This window comes from Pectobacterium carotovorum (genome assembly GCA_016415585.1).
In the GTDB taxonomy this organism is placed as follows: Bacteria; Pseudomonadota; Gammaproteobacteria; order Enterobacterales; family Enterobacteriaceae; genus Pectobacterium; species Pectobacterium carotovorum_K.
On record CP066552.1, the window covers coordinates 3,250,583 to 3,269,933 of the forward strand.

The 19,351-nt window shown below is 40.4% G+C and carries 16 protein-coding genes and 1 pseudogene; all 17 read right to left on the minus strand.

Annotated elements, in window-relative coordinates; all coding sequences use genetic code 11:
* Nucleotides 1–457: 457 nt before the first annotated feature.
* The 17 genes and pseudogenes from JFY74_14500 to JFY74_14580 all read right to left on the minus strand — a co-directional run bounded on the left by JFY74_14500 (nt 458) and on the right by JFY74_14580 (nt 19,348).
* Nucleotides 458–2,599: a YjbH domain-containing protein gene (locus JFY74_14500; GenBank protein ID QQG27303.1), complete on the minus strand. Its 2,142-nt coding sequence runs from the start codon at nt 2,597–2,599 to the stop codon at nt 458–460.
* Nucleotides 2,596–3,378 carry a capsule biosynthesis GfcC family protein gene (locus tag JFY74_14505; protein QQG27304.1) on the minus strand — a complete coding sequence of 261 codons (783 nt, stop codon included), beginning with the start codon at nt 3,376–3,378 and terminating at the stop codon, nt 2,596–2,598. Before JFY74_14505 ends, JFY74_14500 begins: the two co-directional genes overlap by 4 nt.
* Before the next feature lie 9 nt (nt 3,379–3,387).
* Nucleotides 3,388–4,065: a YjbF family lipoprotein gene (locus JFY74_14510; GenBank protein ID QQG27305.1), complete on the minus strand. Its 678-nt coding sequence runs from the start codon at nt 4,063–4,065 to the stop codon at nt 3,388–3,390.
* A gap of 75 nt (nt 4,066–4,140) precedes the next feature.
* On the minus strand, nt 4,141–4,434 hold the full coding sequence (locus JFY74_14515) for a hypothetical protein (protein ID QQG27306.1): 294 nt from the start codon (nt 4,432–4,434) through the stop codon (nt 4,141–4,143).
* Between the two features lie 466 nt (nt 4,435–4,900).
* Complete coding sequence (gene gndA / locus JFY74_14520; GenBank protein ID QQG27307.1) at nt 4,901–6,307, minus strand: NADP-dependent phosphogluconate dehydrogenase; 1,407 nt, start codon at nt 6,305–6,307, stop codon at nt 4,901–4,903.
* A gap of 230 nt (nt 6,308–6,537) precedes the next feature.
* Nucleotides 6,538–7,434 carry a GalU regulator GalF gene (locus tag JFY74_14525; GenBank protein QQG27308.1) on the minus strand — a complete coding sequence of 299 codons (897 nt, stop codon included), beginning with the start codon at nt 7,432–7,434 and terminating at the stop codon, nt 6,538–6,540.
* A gap of 445 nt (nt 7,435–7,879) precedes the next feature.
* Nucleotides 7,880–8,998 carry a glycosyltransferase family 4 protein gene (locus tag JFY74_14530; protein ID QQG27309.1) on the minus strand — a complete coding sequence of 373 codons (1,119 nt, stop codon included), beginning with the start codon at nt 8,996–8,998 and terminating at the stop codon, nt 7,880–7,882.
* Nucleotides 8,999–9,137: 139 nt separating this feature from the next.
* A complete protein-coding gene (tviC, locus tag JFY74_14535; GenBank protein QQG27310.1) occupies nt 9,138–10,157 on the minus strand; it encodes a Vi polysaccharide biosynthesis UDP-N-acetylglucosaminuronic acid C-4 epimerase TviC in 1,020 nt (339 codons plus the stop codon).
* 22 nt (nt 10,158–10,179) lie between these two features.
* Complete coding sequence (gene tviB / locus JFY74_14540) at nt 10,180–11,457, minus strand: Vi polysaccharide biosynthesis UDP-N-acetylglucosamine C-6 dehydrogenase TviB (GenBank protein QQG27311.1); 1,278 nt, start codon at nt 11,455–11,457, stop codon at nt 10,180–10,182.
* 27 nt (nt 11,458–11,484) lie between these two features.
* The gene (locus JFY74_14545) at nt 11,485–12,573 is read right to left on the minus strand and encodes a glycosyltransferase family 4 protein (GenBank protein ID QQG27312.1); all 1,089 of its coding nucleotides are present in this window, start codon (nt 12,571–12,573) and stop codon (nt 11,485–11,487) included.
* Complete coding sequence (locus JFY74_14550) at nt 12,566–13,510, minus strand: glycosyltransferase family 2 protein (protein QQG27313.1); 945 nt, start codon at nt 13,508–13,510, stop codon at nt 12,566–12,568. The genes JFY74_14545 and JFY74_14550 overlap by 8 nt, the downstream gene beginning before the upstream one ends.
* On the minus strand, nt 13,485–14,759 hold the full coding sequence (locus tag JFY74_14555) for a hypothetical protein (GenBank protein ID QQG27314.1): 1,275 nt from the start codon (nt 14,757–14,759) through the stop codon (nt 13,485–13,487). Before JFY74_14555 ends, JFY74_14550 begins: the two co-directional genes overlap by 26 nt.
* Before the next feature lie 80 nt (nt 14,760–14,839).
* The gene (locus JFY74_14560) at nt 14,840–15,724 is read right to left on the minus strand and encodes a glycosyltransferase family 2 protein (GenBank protein ID QQG27315.1); all 885 of its coding nucleotides are present in this window, start codon (nt 15,722–15,724) and stop codon (nt 14,840–14,842) included.
* A gap of 61 nt (nt 15,725–15,785) precedes the next feature.
* A complete protein-coding gene (locus JFY74_14565) occupies nt 15,786–16,532 on the minus strand; it encodes an acyltransferase (GenBank protein ID QQG27316.1) in 747 nt (248 codons plus the stop codon).
* Nucleotides 16,533–16,537: 5 nt separating this feature from the next.
* Nucleotides 16,538–17,788: an O-antigen translocase gene (locus JFY74_14570; protein QQG27317.1), complete on the minus strand. Its 1,251-nt coding sequence runs from the start codon at nt 17,786–17,788 to the stop codon at nt 16,538–16,540.
* Nucleotides 17,772–18,887 carry a DegT/DnrJ/EryC1/StrS family aminotransferase gene (locus JFY74_14575; GenBank protein ID QQG27318.1) on the minus strand — a complete coding sequence of 372 codons (1,116 nt, stop codon included), beginning with the start codon at nt 18,885–18,887 and terminating at the stop codon, nt 17,772–17,774. Before JFY74_14575 ends, JFY74_14570 begins: the two co-directional genes overlap by 17 nt.
* Nucleotides 18,880–19,348: pseudogene (locus JFY74_14580) on the minus strand (N-acetyltransferase). The gene JFY74_14575 and the pseudogene JFY74_14580 overlap by 8 nt, the downstream one beginning before the upstream one ends.
* Nucleotides 19,349–19,351: the final 3 nt, after the last annotated feature.

Below are 19,351 nucleotides of genomic sequence, written 5' to 3' on the forward strand. Positions count from 1 at the left end.
CCTTAACGAGACTATTTCTCAACAAGACAATGCCAGCGAGACATTACTGATGTTATGGGTAGTGCGCGATCGGGCTGTATTCAGGCAAAAAAAAACCTGATACGAACATGTTTTAATCGCATGCGTCGTATCAGGTTTCGCTCGAGCCTTAACCCGATCACGTCCTTCTTACCGGGTTATATCCGCTAACCGCCGTAGGCTCAAACCGAAGTCAGGCAATCTGTGATGAATATCACCGATAATGTCCTCACCTGACGATGATCTGCCCCCTGCGCCAGCCATCACAGGCATGCAAACTCACCGTTCGTGTCAGTCGTCGCGGTCGTGATAACCAAGTAAAATAGTTCATGTTAGTTTTCAAATAGTTTTACTTCGCAAAGTAAACACGCACAAAAAAGCCCGTCACGGCACTCGGCGATGACGGGCTTGATTAACACCCTAAACGAATGGGGATCGATTAGTGTTCGGTGAGGCCATACAGTGAGCTGCGGCGCTGTAGCATCTGACCACCGTCACGCGTCAGCGGTACCCAACCGACCGCACCACGTTTCACCGTCGGTTCGGTGAACAGCAGATCAAACGGTATTGAGACGTAGAAGCCTTTAGTAAAGCTTCCTTCACCATATTCAGCAGCGCTGACGTTAGTCTTGGTCGCAAAGGCACCTGCAATAATTCCGCTATCAAAGCGGCGAGACAGATCGAGGGTTACCCCTTTGTCCCCTGCCAGATAACGACCCACACTCACCTTCGCTACCGCACCTTCCACAAACGGCAGTTCCCAGTAGGCGGTCAGATGACCAGTCACCACATCGTAATCGGCCATGCGCATGATATCGTTCCAGTCACGCTGTTTGACATAGTTCACATCCATCCCCAGCGCCCAGCTTTTACCGAACGGACGATACAGCACTTCAGATCCGACACCCGCATACATCATTTCCAGATAGCCGCCGTAGACCTGGGTATACCAGTCCTGCGCGAGATTATCCCTGCGAGTCAATTGCAGATTGGTCAATAACAGATCGGAAGAAGTAGTGTATTCACGCACCCAGGTTCTGACACGCGGCAGCGCAGCGCCATCCGCTGGTGGTGTTTTATAGTTGAACTTGTCGTAGTTATTCACCAGATTCAGTGTTGCCGTTCCGCCTACGCTCCAGTGATCGCTCAGACGGTAGTCCACGTTACCTTTCAATGCGACCTGATACATATAGAAGGATTCAGGGCCACCGAAAGACTGCGTCAGTGTCGGATCTAATGAATACGTCAGACGATCGGGTTCTGCGAGCAGCACCTGCTGACCGCGCACGTCAGATACCGGCTCTTTGCGATGCGTGACAGGTTCCGGTTGCCCCAGTGGAATAGCCGCCTGTTTAACCTGATGGAAAGGTTTGGCATCGACTTCCGTGCTGGCAATCGGTAAACGCTGGCTGCGCTGAACAATGTGGTACTCATCAATACTGCCCGGTACATGGTTTGCCAATACCGTAGCCGCACGCTGCGTAGCCTGTTCACTATCACGATACTTTGTCTGATCGGCAACAATGGTGACTTGCTTTTGGTCTGTGTAAATATCGGCGTCTTTAAAGCCAGCCTTATCATTCAGCTCTTTCGAGACGAGCTGCCAGTTTGTGCCTTTGCCATCCTGCACTGGCGCATAGACCGGTGGCGCATCATCTAAATAGTTCGGCTTCAGGTCGTTGAAATTAGTGCGTAGTGTAAAGCCCCACATCAGGGTATTGCCACGCTGCCACGATAACGTGGTATCCAACACATCGCCGACGCGATAGACCGCACCGATGTTGAAAGGAGAATCGTGTTTCAGCTTCTGTGGCACACCATTGGATGACGTTCTTTCTGCACTGTAATCGTTGCCGTCATATTCAAGCTTTAAGCGCAGGGGATCCCAGGGTGTCTGATACTCAACGCCACCAAACAACGCGGCAGGACCATGGAAGAAGTTATCGACCTCAAATTCCCCACCGCCACCTGAAAAGCTGTCATTACGCTGGCAGAAGCTGGCTTTCAGCGAACAGGCAGGGTTTTTAATATTGCCACTTTCAGCCATATTGCCCCAGCCCATACCCAGCGTAAAATCAAAGGGTCCCATACGCTTACTGGCCACCAGATATTCGCTATCAAACAGGCCTGTACCGGCAATATCACGCAATCCGACAGAAACATCCGGCATCCAGTAGCTTTCTTGCCACAAACGCGCTTTGACATCGAATGACTTATCTTTGTAGGTTTGGCTACCGCTGAAACTAGAATCAAAACTATAAGGACGAGTACGGATATCGGTATAACGCACCGTCGTTTCCAGCCAGTCAAAGAGCTGGAGCGATATGGAGTAGCGCCGATATTCTTCGTTGTCGCGGTAATTAAGGCTAAACTCGCCTGTTTTCGCCATACGCGCCGTAGGCATCTGCAACAGACCTGTACCACCGAAATCAGACTGTGATACCCCCACCGGCTGAAAGCGCAGATTCGGGTTTGTCGCAGTACGGTCGCTTTCGGTTTCAGCCGCCATCGCCTGTGCACTCAAGATGCTGCCAATCGCCAACGACAGACAGCCTAGTTTAACGTTTCTATTCTTTGTCATTCGAGTGGCGTCCGGTTAGCAAGGTAGTCAGCAAGTTGATCGTTGAGTGATAACATATCCTGTGGCAAAACTGAGGGATTAAAGCCAATAAAGAGCGTTTCGCCCGCGGCGGGTTCAACATGCTGGCGGTTCCACAGCGCCAGCGGCACTTTGCGCCACTTGCCATTTCCCGCAATCAGATAGCCATAACTGTTATCCGCTCCCGCGAGAAGTCGGCGTCCAGAGAGATAATTTTCGACCGACCACCCGGCACGCAGCGCCACTTTCCCCGATGTCTCCAGTTCTCCCACATCAGCGGAGGTATTCACCAGACCGATCAGCGACAGCTTGTCATCATGAGGCGCCACATACAGTGCATATTCTCCCACCAGAGGGCGATTATTTTCTACATAGACACGCACGCGGTCAGGATCCAGATCGGTGCGGATACGACCCGCAACGTTAATCGGGTTAATGGTCTTTCTCAGTAGCCAGGCGGAGATCGCCAGATCGCCATCGCCTGAATTACGCCAGCGCGTTTCCAGTTCAGCCAGCTTTTGCAGCAAGACATCCCCTTGCGCACGAACCTTCTCTGTCGTCGCAAAATCAGAAATAAACGCCGTTTGCCAGTTGATATTCTGTGGCCAGGGAACCTGTTCGTAAAATTTTTCAAGACGCGTGCCATCATCCAATTTGACGACGGCTATCGTCTGTTGAGGCGATTTCACAGTCAACTGCGCAGACGTCGCAACACCGGAAACCAGCAGCAGCAAGGTCGCGATACGATTGAGTGCCAACATTTCAGCCCCTTATTGTACGTAGGGTTTTAATACGGTGAATGTGACCAATGCCATACCCGGTCCCATGTACTGCTGGCTTTGCACCACACTTCCGTTAGCCGGATCCAGCCAATAGCTATTGGTATAAGATTCATTCAAAGTGGGAACGGTCACCTGTTCATCGAAGCGCAACAACTCACGCGAGGTATCCAGAATCTTTACGCTTTCTTTGCCGCGGGACTGAAAAACAGACGTAGTAGTGTAACCACCACGGAAGACCTGAGCCCATTCAATCCGGCTCTGCCATGTCATTGGCGTTGATGTCTTCAATAGGCCTAACGCCAGGGGATCGTGTTGCAGGTTATCCACATAGGTAATGTCTTCGCCGAAGCCCTGCGTTTTCACCAAACGACCATGTTGGGTCGATACCATATTTTTATCGGCCCCGATCCATTTCAACTGATTCTGCTCGGCGAAAGCGAGCACAACAAACGCCTGTGGCGCTTTACCCACTTTCAGATAGGCCGATGCATAGGGCGTATTGGCAACCTGTTTAGCCGTCACATGGGTGTCATCCTGGCCGAAAAATGCCAGCTTGAAGGTTTTCCCCACTTGATCCACATTTTGGGAACAGCCAGTCAGCACAATCGATAAAAGAGGTATGGCAATTAGCGCTCTCACCTTTGCCATTCGTTTTATTTTTGTCATGGAATGCAGTTCTCGTTGAACAGCGTAGCCCGGAAAAAGAAAGGCCACCGAAGTGGCCTTAGAATTAAAACGAAATTAACTACGAGTACCAGTAGTTGCCGTCGTTGTTCCCGCAGGAGAGCTGTCATCGTTGCTGGAAACAGCAACTGCAACAGCAACACCGATCGCAGCAGCAGCACCGACAGCAATCAGAGCAGTAGTACCAGCAGCAAAGCCAGCACCACCAGCACCAGCGGCACCAGCAGCAGCAGCGCTGGTGGTCGTGGTGGTAGAGGTACCAGCAGCAGTGCTGCTAGAGACGCCATCAACAGCAAACGCGTTTGACGACATGGCCAGTACCGCAGCCAGCGTGATTAACGTTTTCTTCATTACGATTTCCTTTTTAACATGAAATACTTCAGGGTGGGGTACCGTCGAAAAGACCATACCCCGTCCTTCATTTCAGCCAGCACAACAGCAAACCGATTGAGTTTTGTGCCGTTACCGACCGTTACTGGGATCCTCCCAGTAATGAGTTACAGTTCAATGGCGATGAAACTATCAATGAGGAAACAACCCCTCTATGAGATAAAACCACCTCTGACAAACAACACCAGAAAGCAAACTACAACTCAATTTTTGCAACACCGTTAAAAATAGCAAGATCCCAATGTAATAAACAGCAATGATCTCGGTAAAAAAGCAGATTTCTTTAATGAAATTTACAGTATTCCAGAAAAAAAGTCATAGATATCTTAACGATATCAATCCACTGATTCATCAATACAAAAAACGCCAGATATTTCCTAATCTGGCGTTTTATTAACAAACAGCGCTATTTAAGCATAAGAAACGGCTATTCCAGCCACTCGGTATGGAATACGCCTTCTTTATCCGTACGCTTATAAGTATGTGCACCGAAATAGTCACGCTGAGCCTGAATCAGGTTAGCAGGCAACACGGCTGAACGGTAGCTGTCGTAATAAGCAATGGCCGCTGAGAACGTTGGCGTCGGGATACCTTGCTGAACCGCGTAAGATACCACGTCGCGCAGCGCTTGCTGGTATTCGTCAGCCACTTTCTTGAAATAAGGGGCCAACAGCAGGTTAGCGATATCTGCTTTCTGCTCGTACGCATCGGTGATTTTCTGCAGGAACTGTGCACGAATGATGCAGCCAGCGCGGAAAATCTTGGCGATTTCACCGTAGTTCAGATCCCAATTGTTCTCGTCTGATGCCGCTTTCAGCTGTGAGAAGCCTTGAGCATAAGAAACGATTTTACCCAGATACAACGCACGGCGCACTTTCTCAACAAACTCGGCTTTATCACCACCGAATGGCTGAGCCGTTGGGCCCGTCAGCACTTTAGAGGCCGCAACACGCTGATCTTTCAGTGAAGACAGGTAGCGGGCAAAAACGGATTCCGTGATCAGAGACAGCGGTTCGCCCAGATCCAGAGAGCTTTGGCTGGTCCATTTACCGGTACCTTTATTAGCCGCTTCATCCAGAATCACGTCAACCAGATAGTTACCGTCTTCATCTTTTTTCTTGAAGATATCGGCAGTGATTTCAATCAGGTAACTACTTAACTCGCCTTTGTTCCACTCAGAGAACGTCGTAGCAAGCTCGTCGTTGTTCAGATTCAATGCCTGCTTGAGCAATGCATAGGCTTCAGCAATAAGCTGCATGTCGCCGTATTCAATGCCGTTATGCACCATCTTGACATAGTGACCTGCGCCATCAGCGCCAATGTAGGTCACACAGGCTTCGCCGTCAGCACGCGCCGCAATCTGTTCCAGAATCGGCGCAACCAGTTCATACGCTTCTTTCTGGCCACCCGGCATGATGGAAGGCCCTTTCAGCGCGCCCTCTTCCCCACCGGATACGCCTGTACCGATGAAGTTAAGCCCTTCAGCGGACAGTTCGCGGTTACGGCGAATCGTATCTTTATAGAAGGTGTTACCGCCATCGATCAGAATATCGCCCTTTTCCAGGTAAGGTTTCAGCGATTCAATCGTTTTATCGGTTGCTTCACCGGCCTTCACCATCAGCAGAATACGGCGTGGTTTTTCCAGGGATTCGACAAACTCTTCAACGGTGTAAGAAGGCACCAGTTTTTTACCCGGATTTTCCGCGATAACTTCATCAGTTTTATCGGAAGAACGGTTAAAGATGGAAACGCTATAGCCACGGCTCTCAATGTTCAGCGCCAGATTGCGCCCCATCACCGCCATACCGACAACGCCAATTTGCTGTTTGGACATTAAAGCAACTCCTGTCTGAAGGATAACCTGCCTGCAACGGCGACAACGTCTCGCGTTGCGACCTCGCAAGCAATTTAAAAACAGGCCGACATGGTAACTCAGCTTTGCGTGAGTGGGTAGTGATTGGTTTGATAGCGAAAGCTCACCCAATCGGAACGTATGGCGGGAAAAAGAAAAAACCGCAGAACGATTCAACGATCTGCGGTTTTACAGCGAGTTATCACTCAATATTACTTTTTCAGCAGCGCCTTAATACTTTCTTTAAATTCGGCACCAAACTCAGGATTACGTAATCCATAGGACACAAATGCCTGCGCATAACCCAATTTACGGCCGCAGTTAAAGTTCTTGCCTGACATTTGCACAGCATCAACCTGCTGAGTCGCGATCATATCAGCAATCACATCCGTTAACTGAATACGTCCCCATGCACCAGGGACGGCTTTATCCAGCAGTGGCCAGGCATCGGCAGTTAATACATAGCGCCCAACCGCAGAAAGGTCAGACCCCGTTTCAGATGGTGCCTCAGGTTTTTCAACCATAGACGTAATCGCTGCGGCATCGCCCGGGTTCACCAGCGGTTTGTCACAATCGACGACAGAGTACTCGGGCAACACTTCATAAGGACGATGTTTCACCAGCACCTGACTACGCCCAGTTTCTTCAAAGCGGGAGATCAGCAGCGCCAGATTTTTCTTCGTCTGATCGGCCGTACTTTCATCCAGCACCACATCCGGCAACACCACCACAAATGGACTATCGCCAATAATTGGGCGAGCACAAGAGACCGCATGCCCCAACCCCAGCGTTTCCCCCTGACGAACGTTCATGATCGTTACGCCTTTCGGACAGATAGACTGAACTTCGGCCAGCAGTTGACGCTTGGCACGTTCTTCCAGCAGAGATTCAAGTTCAAACGAAGTATCGAAGTGGTTTTCAATTGCGTTTTTCGACGCATGCGTCACCAGAACAATTTCTTTAATCCCCGCCCTCACACACTCGTTGACGATCTTCTCAATCACCGGGCGGTCAACCAGTGGCAACATTTCCTTAGGAATTGCCTTGGTCACTGGTAACAAATTCATCCCTAAACCTGCTACAGGGATAATAGCTTTCAATGATGTCATGGATTGACTCTCTTCAATCTGATGGTTTTTATCTGGAGAACGATTCTGTTTTTATCGATCACTTTTCACTTAGCAGCGTAATCCCACAACGCCATGCATGACACTAAGATTACACCCAATCTGATACAAAGCGATCTCATGTCTCTGACTTTTTCTGATATGTTGAAATGCTCTATTTTTAAGCACGAGGCCAACAAGGTATATTAGTACCAAAATCATCCGTAGGGTCTATTGAGAAAAGGTCAGAATGCGTCCCTGTACGCTCAAAACGTCATCGACCTGTGTTAGTTTATCTTCAAGCAAAACCGCATAAGCGTTTAAGCACCTTCATGTCTTTCTGTCGCCGTTGTGCTTTCTTTACATCACACTGAAATTGGCCAGAATAGGCAATCTTCCTTTGCTTTTTCATCTAGCTTATTTTTCACCGAGGATTAAGAATTAATCATCATAAATTTGACAACACTTTAGTTGTTTTATTAATAACAATTTCCTCTGAGAAAAATATTTCTGCATGCTTCCGTGCATTATGGCCAAATTTTATAATATCTTCCTCCTTAAGACGAAGGCAATGCTCAATGCAACTAGCCAAGCTTTGCACCGAATGGGGCTCACACAGCCAGCCAGTTTCATTGTTGACAACTGCTTGTCTACACCCAGGAACATCAGAAACAATAGCTGGTCGACCACAGCTAGCAGCCTCAAGAATAGTACGCGGCATTCCTTCACGATAAGAGGGTAAAACTACGATATCAGAGGTATAGATCCAATTTTTTATATCATCGCGATGTCCGACAATCTCAACAACACCTTGATTGCGCCACTCGTTAATAGTTTCTTTACTGAAGGATGTTTTATTGTTGCTATTACAATCCCCAACTAAGACAAATCGACAATTGGGATATTTTGATTTAATATAACCAGCCGCACCGACAAATTCTCTAACACCTTTGTCCGCAATTACACGAGCTATCATTAAAAAACACAACCCTTTCCCAGAAGATATAACCTTTCTCTGGTATGAAAAATCATTCACATTAACACCAGAACCAGGTAGCAAAGTAGAATTATGTTTATTTGCTAACCCGTTAGAGATCGCAAACTGCATATCATCATCATTCTGAAAAAAAATCTCCAAGGCGGTCTTGTTACTTACACCATAAAGATGCCTAGCTAATTTATAACGAACCCCGTCATGCATAAAAGCAGTACCAAGCCCTGAAACATTATTTGCATAGGGTAAACCAATAACTTGACAAGCCAAACCAGAGTATATATTAAGTTTAATGGTGAAATTGTACACAAAAAAAGGTTTTATTTTCTTTAAAAGGAAATAAAGATTAATAAATGTAAAAAACTCCGTTTTAATGGATATACTTTTCCCATTAATTTTTAGTTCTCGAAATTCTGCACCTAATGATGAAAATCTCTCAGAATAACTATCAACGGGTGAAACGCAAATAACACGGTACCCTAAATCTATTAATTTTTTTATTGTACTACGTCTAAAGTTATAAAGATACCATGATGTATTTGCCGTTAAAACAATCGTTTTTTTCTGACTCATATTAACCATAAACTCAATATATATCTTAACGTGAATAAATCGTTAGTTAAGGGAAGAAATTTAGCGTAAAAAATAAAGCTGCCTTCACCACTAAAATAGTGGTGAAGGGGCAATAAAAATCAAAAATAAACCATACTCATTATTTGAAGAACGATATATACCAAGGAATGGCTTGTTCAAGCCCGTCTTTTATAACATACATTGGCTCATATCCAAGCAATCTCTTCGCCTTAGAAATATCGGCTTGTGAATGGCGCACATCCCCTATTCTAAATTCAGCATACTTAGGTTGTAATCCAACAATGATATTGTTTTTTTTTAGGGTATCCTTGATCGCATAAAACAATTGATTCAGAGATGTTCTGTCACCAATAGCAACATTATAAATCTGATCTTTAGCTTCATCAGATGCAACCGCAGCCAGTATATTCATTTGAATAGTGTTTTCAATATAACAAAAATCTCTACTCGTCTCTCCATCACCATTAATAACAACAGGTTCATCTTTGATCATAGCTGATACCCATTTGGGGATCACTGCCGCATAGGCCCCATTAGGGTCCTGGCGTTTACCAAATACGTTGAAATAACGTAATCCAATACATTTAAAGCCATAGCATCTAGAGAAAACTTGAGAATATAACTCATTAACGTATTTTGTCACTGCATATGGGGATAGTGGGTTACCAATATTTTCCTCTACTTTTGGTAACGCTGGATGATCACCATAGGTAGAACTGCTAGCTGCGTAGGTAAAACTTTTGACCCGCGCATCTCTTGCAGACACTAACATGTTTAAAAAACCAGTAATATTTACTGAATTGGTATTAATGGGATCATTTAACGAACGAGGTACGGACCCCAAGGCAGCTTGATGTAGTATATAGTCAACACCAACAACAGCCTGCTGGCAGGTTGTTAGATCGCGGATGTCTCCCTTTATAAATTTAAAATTCCCCCACTGCTTTTGACTAACCGATCTTTCTACTTCATCCAAATTATGCTGGTGTCCAGTAGAAAAATTATCTAATCCAACAACGATTTGATCTAGCTTTAATAAATGCTCCAATAAATTAGATCCAATAAAACCAGCCACACCAGTAACCAACCAAACCTTGGGATGTTTTACCAATGTGGCCAGAACAATCTCATATTTCATAATATGCTACCTCTATCCCAGATTAAAGACGCAAATCGGATTCGTTTGAATTCAGAATATATTTTAAATCGTAAATCACATGGTTAGGTTTAGCATATTTTTTTATCCCATCCACACCTAACTCCCGAAAAACATCATGTGCGACGGCCAAGATTATTGCATCATAATGACCTACAATCGGATTAGCTTTTAATTTTACATTATATTCATCATAAGCTTCTTCATTATTTACCCAGGGATCATAGATATCAGGATAAATACCATATTCAATTAACTCATTAATAATATCAACAACTTTTGTATTTCTAATATCAGGGCAGTTTTCTTTAAATGTCAATCCCATAATTAATATATTAGCCTTGCTAAAATCTATATTACTCTTAAGCATTCCTTTTACTAACTGGGAAGCAATATATTTCCCCATATTATCATTAATACGACGCCCAGCTAGAATAACCTCTGGATGATAGCCGATTGCTTGTGCTTTATGTGTCAGATAATAGGGATCAACACCAATACAATGCCCCCCAACTAACCCTGGACGAAACGGCAAAAAGTTCCATTTTGTTCCTGCTGCAATTAAAACCTCTTCAGTGTCTATTCCTAGCTGGTTAAAAATTACTGCAAGCTCATTAATCAACGCAATATTAAGATCCCTTTGCGTGTTTTCTATAACTTTTGCTGCTTCCGCAACTTTTATTGAACTAGCCTTATGAGTTCCAGCTGAAATGATAGAACGATATAAAGAATCTACAAACTCAGCGACTTCAGGTGTCGATCCAGAGGTTACTTTTTTTATCGTAGTTACCCTATGAGTTTTGTCACCTGGATTTATTCTTTCCGGACTGTATCCTGCGTAAAAATCTACATTAAACTTCAATCCAGACACTGTTTCAATAATAGGGATGCACTCTTCCTCTGTAGCACCTGGGTATACTGTTGACTCGTAAATCACTATGTCACCTTTTGAGATCACGCCCCCCAAATACTTAGATGCATTAATAAGGGGACTCAAATCAGGTCTTTTGTAGTCATCAATAGGAGTTGGTACTGTTACAATATATACATTGCATTCCTTAACATCATCTATACTAGAGGTGTATTTTAATTTCTCAGCACTTTTTATTTCTTCAGAAGAACATTCTAGTGTTGAATCGTTACCTTCATTCAACTCCAATATTCTACTCTTATTTATATCAAAACCAAACGTTCTGTATTTTCTACCAAATTCAACAGCTAATGGTAATCCAACATAACCTAAACCCACGATGCAAATATGTATATTTTTCAATAAATTCATAACATTTACCTTAACAAGAATATAATATCAAATACAATTTACTTTATGAAAAGATATTGAATTTAATATTTTAAATATTTCTGGAGCAGTGACTGATGTATTATATAATTTCTCAACCTTCATGCGAGCATTGGTTCCCATTCTAGTCCTTAGAGAAGTATCGCGCCCTAAAGTTTCCAAACTAGCACTCCAATCTGTATCGTTTTCTGCTAAAAAACCAACATCAGCCGTAACTATATCTTTATTAACACCGACAGGTGATCCAACAACGGGACGCCCGCAGGCCATATATTGAATTAACTTATAACCACACTTACCTCTTTCCCATGGTTCATCAGGTAATGGCATAATTCCAACATCTATTGAAGCCAATAACTCAGCTTCACTTTCTTCTGACCATTGATGCTGTTCCAACGGAACAGGACAATTATTCAAATAAGGAGCACCTATTGTTACTAATCGAACATTAAGTTCTTTAGGCAATCTATCAAGCACGTTCATCATTGGTTGAAGATATTTACTGGTACTAGGAGAACCGATCCAGCCAATCCTATATTCATCAACATTCTGAGAAACAGAGGAAAAGGAATATTTATCTATATCTATCACGGTTGGCACATAGACAATGTTTTTTGCACCATGACTTTTCATATAATCATAGAGATAACTGTTCCCAACAAGAACACAATAAGAATTCTTAAGTAAAGAATCTAATTTATTAGTCAGTAATTTCCTAATGAATGGTACCGAATGAAGATCATAATTATGAAAAATAGCATCATCATAATCAACTATATATGGTATTTTAGATGATATTAAGATACGTTCGAAAAAGGCAGGCAATAACGGTAAGGTTTCTTTTTCTATCCATAAAACATCAAATTTATTTAACCTCAACAGCCTAGAGATCCTACGCACGTAAGAATAAAAAACTGTTATTAATGAGCGTGTGTTATATTTGTAGAGTTGATCTAAATATTTAGCATCGAACAACGGCGAGACCGTAACTTCGTATCCATTCTCTGAAAAAAATGGAATATACTGAAATGATCTTAAACGACTACTGGCACCATTGATATCATATCGAGATAATATCAATAATTTCTTATCAGTCATTTTTAAAACCTTTTTTTATTATAGTTGGTAAATTCCCCCAAAGCATTTGGTAGCCTAACAGAGTGTCTTTTATTTCTTTTTTAGAAAAGTGAGAAATAGCAAAAATTAATCTAGGGAACGGTTCTACGAACATAGTTAACAAAATGACCCATAGTGCATCGAGCTTAGAAAAGTGCTTAAAACTATAAATGATCCTGCTCTGTAAGGAATAAAATAAACGTAGGGCTTTAACTTTTTCCGAAGTCCCCCCTCCTTTATGAAAGGCTGTAGCTTCTGAATAATAATAAACCTTCCATCCGGCGTTTGATATCCTTAATGATAAATCAAGATCTTCTAAATAAACAAAAAATCTTTCATCAAATCCCTCTAGTTTCTCAAAGACATCTCTCCTCATGAAGTAATATGCTCCGATGCAATGATTAACTTCTCTACTGGAAAGATGATCAAAATCTCGCATAACAATATAAGGGAATGTCCTAGGGAATACTTTCGACAACCCAGTAGAGTGACCGAAATAAGTAATTAAAGAGGGGAAATAAGTACAGCACTTTTGTATTAAACCAATTTCATTACTAAGTCTAACGCCACAAACTGCTATTTTTTTATCTTTAGCAAATTGTGACATCATAAATTCCATTGTTTTCCGTAGGGTATCGTCTAGCAACTTCGCATCAGGATTTAAGAAAAGAATAAAATCTGATTTTAAATTCGAAGCACCAAGGTTACATGCTTTGCCAAAGCCTAGGTTAGTATCAGATAAAATCACACTCAGTTTCTCTTCATTTTTTGGTAAATAAGAAATAGAGTCATCTGTTGAGTTGTTATCAACGACAACTATCTTATCTACATAATTCATTCCATATTCAAAAATAGAATTAACACAATCGAGTAACTGTTTGCCTGAGTTCCAATTAACTATCACGATCGATGTTTGCATACTTACCCTTTATTATAAAAGCAGAAACCAATATAAACAAAAGTTGTGTAACACCATTAATACCATAAAGATATACATCTTTAAAATTACCAACAAAAATAAAAAACAAGACAAAAAAAACAATATGTTTTATTTTTTTATCTTTCAGTTTTTTCGCAATAATGAAGCAAGTGACATAGGGTAGAAATAAAATCGGGATAGCAATAAAGCCACCAAAAAATATCATTAAAACGTAACCAACATCAGAATCTATATACTCAACATTATCTCCGCGACCAAACGTTCCCATACCAAAAAGTATATCTATTGGGTTTTTGGGAAGAAAATACATTGTATCAAATAAAACCCCTGTAGAACCAGATTCTATTTTTCCTGACTTATACATATTAATGAATATTTCTAAAGCCCATCCTGCGATACCAGTGATTTGCTCCCATGGCACTATTATTAAAACAGTAGTCATACTAATACAAAGAACAGAGAAAAGTATAAAAATCATCTTTTTAAAGCTTACGGGGCTATTGGGAATAAAAAAAATAGCCACAACAACACCAATAATTAACATTATTCCCAATCGCCCCGAAATTAACGTTCCCAATAGTAAAATTGCAGAACATATAACACCTAACATATAATTTTTTATGTTGTTATGAGGCGAAGTATTTGCGAAACGGAAAATACATAATAAAAAAATCATTGCATTAAACACCGACAATATAGAAGCTCCAGCATAAAAAAGCCCAGATGATCTGTATCCTTGTTGTAGGTGTGTTATGTTATTTTCGTTAGTAGAAATAAAATTATAAAAAAAATCAGATACCTTAGGGAAGAGTAACATCAGTATTGCGATAAAAGAGTTTATTACTCCAATGAAAATTAAATCACTAACTAGAATATTTTCAGCTTCGGCACCATAAACTTTGAAATATAACCGCACTATCTGCATTGACGAAACGAACAAAGCAGATCCAATAAGGATTAATTTCAAAACAAACCATTCTACGGCACCATATAAGATAATAACTATTAAAGAGTAAAATATAGCGATTAAAAAAGAGAATAATATAAAAAACTCACTCTTGCTTGGTGAAGTACGTAATGTATTGAATAAAAATAAAAATAAAAAAGGAAATATTGATATATAAGGAGTCGTTATTTCAATGCTAAATAAATTGATTTTTGCAGGAATGATAAAAAAAATCAGCATTAAAAACAATAGAGGCCTAACCACCCGACTAATCGGCATCATATGTTCATTTTCCTTGAGATAACATAAAGATGGAAATATTATTTGTAATATTTAACGAATACTAAAGAATAAAATCAAGGTCAAATAAGTTTAACGATTTTTAAAAATATCAATTTCATTCGAAAAAAATAATATAATAATTTCCTATATGTTCTACTCAGAATATTTCGCCCATACCTTAAATCATACGCATATGATTTAAGGTACAATTTTGATATTCCATGGAAATCATCTTTATATTTAAAATTAACCTTTGTCATTTCATTTTCAATTCCCTTTAAATAAACCGGCGTTGATGAAGCATTGTCACCATGGATCCTATAACATGCTATCGTATTCTCCGAAAAACCAACATTGCACTTTGATATTAGTCGAAGATAAAAATCTCGATCCTCTGCTTTCAAACCTACTTGGTAATATCCTATAGCGCGATATACTGAACTTTTTAATAATAGTGCCGGTCCCGGAACCGTCCAATTCATGACCAATTCATCGTGAATATATTTAGATTTCATTCCAGTTTTAAAGGCTTTTCTATAATCAAAGAAAGAACTATGGAATAATATTTCCCCATCCATATCTATAACATGACAATCACTAATTAAAGCATCATATTTATTTTTTTTTATTTCTTCAACTGCATAATCTAGAGAGTTATCTATCAAGAAATCGTCGCTTGCTATTAAGTAACTATATTCAGAGGTTATTTCTGAAATACAGCGATTTAGTGTTAAACAGACACCTTGATTTGTATCATTTATTAATAGTTTGTAATCCAGTCTATTTGAATTCTTTTCTTTTAATTTCCTTAAAACTCTATCAGCGACATCATAACTATCATCAGCTGAACAATCATCACAGACAATTAACTCTATATTACCGCTGTAAGCATCACATATGCTTACTAAACATTTTTCAACATATAATGAATGATTGTAGACAGGAACCAAAACACTAATCTTCATATTTAAAACCTGATTAAAACAATGGAAAAGGTGTTAGGATTAGAAAATACAGTTTTATTTATCATCTATCCCAAAATACATTTACCCTTTTAATCCGCGCTGGACAGCCAGCAATGAGTGAATTTGGAGGGTATTTATTATTAACATATGATTTCGCACCTACAATTGAACCACTTCCGACCTCACTTCCTGCGGAGACAGTTACACCTTCACTAATCCAAACATTATTCTCGATAGCAATAGCTTGTGATTTTATCTTCCCATTTATTTTATGATTTGAGGTATCCGTGATATAGCACCCCCAAGAAATAATAGTACTCTCACCTATACTGATTTCCTTGGAACATATTATTATAGAATTACAAGTTATTCCAGAAACCTTTCCATCACCACCACCACCAATATATAAATTTGCGCCTTTTTCAACAATTATCTTAACTCCATCCCCTAAAAAAAACCTTTTGTTAAAATTGACCTGACAGTTATCAGAAAAGGAAAGTACAGTCGTATTATTACCAGAGAAAAAATCTTCAAATATTATTGCTACCTTTTCAGTTGATTTTATTACACAGTTACTAGATTTATTAACTACTACTTTAAATACATTTTTTGAAAAAAAAACCCGGGGATATAGAGTAAGCCCAAAAAGATGCATACTTATATACCACGAATAAATATACTTATACATAAATATAAATACTCCCATCACTGGTTTCTCTTTGAGAGTTAATATAAAAAAATAAAATAATATATGATTTACCTTTAAATTCTTTATTTTTTCCTTTAACTTAAGGATGTTTTTTTTCATATCATTTATCGCAACCATGGTTTTACAAAAAAGATAATATATAACATGCAAATAGTATAATTAATCAAATAAGCTAAATTAGCTCCTAGAACACCGAACATAGGAACAAGGACACATGACAAAGATACAAAAACAATAGAAAAAATAATTTCGGTTGAAATAAACCATTTAGTACAACCACGAGACAACATAGGGTAGGCATACAACCAACTAATTATTTTAATCACATCCCCTATTAGCTGAACTGCGAAAAGATCTCGAGATGAGCGAAATGCCTCAGTAAATAATATTGTAATAACAAAATCTCGTAGCAGGTAAATGGAAAATGCCATTACCCCAACAAGTGGTAAAATTACTTTTACGGTTTGGTTAATTTCATTGCGTATAGATGCAGGATCTTTGAGAGACGATAACTTTGGTAAATAATACGTACCCAATGCCATTGTAATAACCCCGAGGTATACTTCTGATATCTTCCACACTGCCTGCCATTGCCCAGCTTGTTCCCATCCTACCTCTGCAACTAAAATTTTGCGAACCAACACTAATGCGATCGGTACCGTTAGCGCAGTGGTGATCGCCATCAGAATATAACCACCGATAGCCTTACGCTGTGTGCTTACGTTCCATTGCCACCAATAGCGAACTTTCAACCAAGGCTGGCGTAATGATGAAAACAACATGACAACACCGATAAGGCCTGTTTGCATTGATGCAGCTAACAAAGCGCCCTGCAAGTTCTTTTGAACTATAAGGGTTACCATCACAACACCAGATATAAATACAGCTCCAGCTCCCATAAGAACATAGCGTATATATAATTGCTGGCCATTAATTACTGAATTAATTAAATTTCCTATAACAGCAAAAGGAAGCGCTATAACTGTAACGCTTATTAGCCAAGAGTATCCGCTATTGGAAAATAGCCATTGAGAAAAATACTCAGATAGCAACAATCCTAACGGCATGATTACTCCCAACAGGAGCAAAGCCCACTGTAAACTTGCGCTCCACCAAGGGGCGCAAGCATCAAATCCTCTATCTTTATACTCAGCTGTATAACGTATTACTCCAGCGCCAGTTGAGGCATTAACTATCCCTGTAAGTGATGCAACCGTACTTTGCACTTGCCCTAACAATGCAATGCCTGTAGGCCCCGTATACACTGCTACAACTTTAGCAATTACGAATCCCACTAACATCCTCATCATGGTAAGTCCAGCAGTCATCGCGGTGACTTTAAATATTTTTTTCATACAGAAAACCGTTAATTTTTTCAATAATATAATTGACTTGGTCGTTCTGCATTGTCGGATCTATTGGTAACGATAATACTTCCTGATGAATACTCTCTGTGATAGGAAAAGAGTTCTTGTTAAAACAAGGATATGCTTTTTGTTTGTGGGGAGGGATTGGATAGTGGATTAGTGTTTGTATCTGATTTTCTTCCAGATAGGATTGAATTTCATCTCGGCATTGACATTTCACAACAAATAAATGCCATACATGTGCAGCATCATTAGGAGAAGATGGTAATGTTACATGAGCATTCCTAATGCCATTCATGTACATATTAGCAATTTCTTTCCTTCTAGAGTTCTCTTTATCCAAATGGTTGAGTTTTACGTGTAACATAGCTGCTTGAATTTCATCCATGCGGCTATTAACACCACGATATATATGTTCATATTTTTTGTGAGAACCATAGTTTCTCAGTGCTCTAACTGTTTGTTCTAATTCATCACAATTAGTTGTAATAGCACCTGCATCTCCTAATGCACCTAAATTCTTACCAGGGTAAAAACTAAATCCCGCCGCATCCCCCCAGTTACCAACTTTACGGCCGCTAATACTAGCACCATGGGCCTGAGCACCATCTTCTAGAACTAATAAATTGTATTCATTTGCTATATCTATTAATTCTGGCATAGGGGATATCAACCCATATAAATGAACAGGTAAAATAGCCTTAGTCTTAGAGCTAATAGCCGTTCGGACATTATCTGGACATAAATTGTAAGTTACGGGATGAGGTTCAATAAGAATTGGCGATAAGTTATTTTCAGTAATTGCCAGAATAGATGCTATATAAGTATTAGCTGGAACGATCACCTCATCGCCATCATTCAGTTTCCCAAGTTCTTTCCAAGCCCGAAATACAAGGATTAATGCATCCAACCCATTAGCTACCCCAATGGCATGTTTTGTACCACAATATTTAGCAAATGATTTTTCAAAATCATTTAGCTCAGAACCATTGATATACCAACCGGAATCAATTACTCTTGCACATGCCTCTTTTAATTCATCTTTATATTGTTCATTAATGTTTTTTAAATCTAAAAAATTAATCATTTATATCATCCATCATCTTAATCACTCGAGCTGGGTTACCAACAACAACACTATTTGGAAGGACATTATTAGTAACCACGGAACCAGCGCCCACAATACAATGCTCACCTAAAACCAAGCCAGGCAATATTGCTGCGTTCGCCCCTATTGATGCTCATTTTTTTATTATTGTATTCAAAAATTTTTCAGTTTTTTTTTGAACGTGGTCTTTTATCATTAGTAAATTTCACGCTAGGCCCCACAAAGACATTGTCCTCTATACGTATCCCATCCCAAAGATATACTCCACACTTTATAGTGACATTATCACCAATAATTACATCATTCTCTATAAAAGTATGGGCACAGATATTACAATTCGTTCCAATCACAGCGCCCTTTAATATAACAGAAAACTGCCAAAAATTTGTTCTTTCGCCGATATTATTCGAGTAAACATCGCTGAGAGGATGAATAAACATTAT

Excerpts from the sequence above, each read along its gene's own strand:
- JFY74_14500 (QQG27303.1), bottom strand. The coding sequence starts at position 2,599 with ATGACAAAGAATAGAAACGTTAAACTAGGCTGTCTGTCGTTGGCGATT.
- JFY74_14505 (QQG27304.1), bottom strand. The coding sequence starts at position 3,378 with ATGTTGGCACTCAATCGTATCGCGACCTTGCTGCTGCTGGTTTCCGGT.
- JFY74_14510 (QQG27305.1), bottom strand. The coding sequence starts at position 4,065 with ATGACAAAAATAAAACGAATGGCAAAGGTGAGAGCGCTAATTGCCATA.
- JFY74_14515 (QQG27306.1), bottom strand. The coding sequence starts at position 4,434 with ATGAAGAAAACGTTAATCACGCTGGCTGCGGTACTGGCCATGTCGTCA.
- gndA (QQG27307.1), bottom strand. The coding sequence starts at position 6,307 with ATGTCCAAACAGCAAATTGGCGTTGTCGGTATGGCGGTGATGGGGCGC.
- JFY74_14525 (QQG27308.1), bottom strand. The coding sequence starts at position 7,434 with ATGACATCATTGAAAGCTATTATCCCTGTAGCAGGTTTAGGGATGAAT.
- JFY74_14530 (QQG27309.1), bottom strand. The coding sequence starts at position 8,998 with ATGAGTCAGAAAAAAACGATTGTTTTAACGGCAAATACATCATGGTAT.
- tviC (QQG27310.1), bottom strand. The coding sequence starts at position 10,157 with ATGAAATATGAGATTGTTCTGGCCACATTGGTAAAACATCCCAAGGTT.
- tviB (QQG27311.1), bottom strand. The coding sequence starts at position 11,457 with ATGAATTTATTGAAAAATATACATATTTGCATCGTGGGTTTAGGTTAT.
- JFY74_14545 (QQG27312.1), bottom strand. The coding sequence starts at position 12,573 with ATGACTGATAAGAAATTATTGATATTATCTCGATATGATATCAATGGT.
- JFY74_14550 (QQG27313.1), bottom strand. The coding sequence starts at position 13,510 with ATGCAAACATCGATCGTGATAGTTAATTGGAACTCAGGCAAACAGTTA.
- JFY74_14555 (QQG27314.1), bottom strand. The coding sequence starts at position 14,759 with ATGATGCCGATTAGTCGGGTGGTTAGGCCTCTATTGTTTTTAATGCTG.
- JFY74_14560 (QQG27315.1), bottom strand. The coding sequence starts at position 15,724 with ATGAAGATTAGTGTTTTGGTTCCTGTCTACAATCATTCATTATATGTT.
- JFY74_14565 (QQG27316.1), bottom strand. The coding sequence starts at position 16,532 with ATGAAAAAAAACATCCTTAAGTTAAAGGAAAAAATAAAGAATTTAAAG.
- JFY74_14570 (QQG27317.1), bottom strand. The coding sequence starts at position 17,788 with ATGAAAAAAATATTTAAAGTCACCGCGATGACTGCTGGACTTACCATG.
- JFY74_14575 (QQG27318.1), bottom strand. The coding sequence starts at position 18,887 with ATGATTAATTTTTTAGATTTAAAAAACATTAATGAACAATATAAAGAT.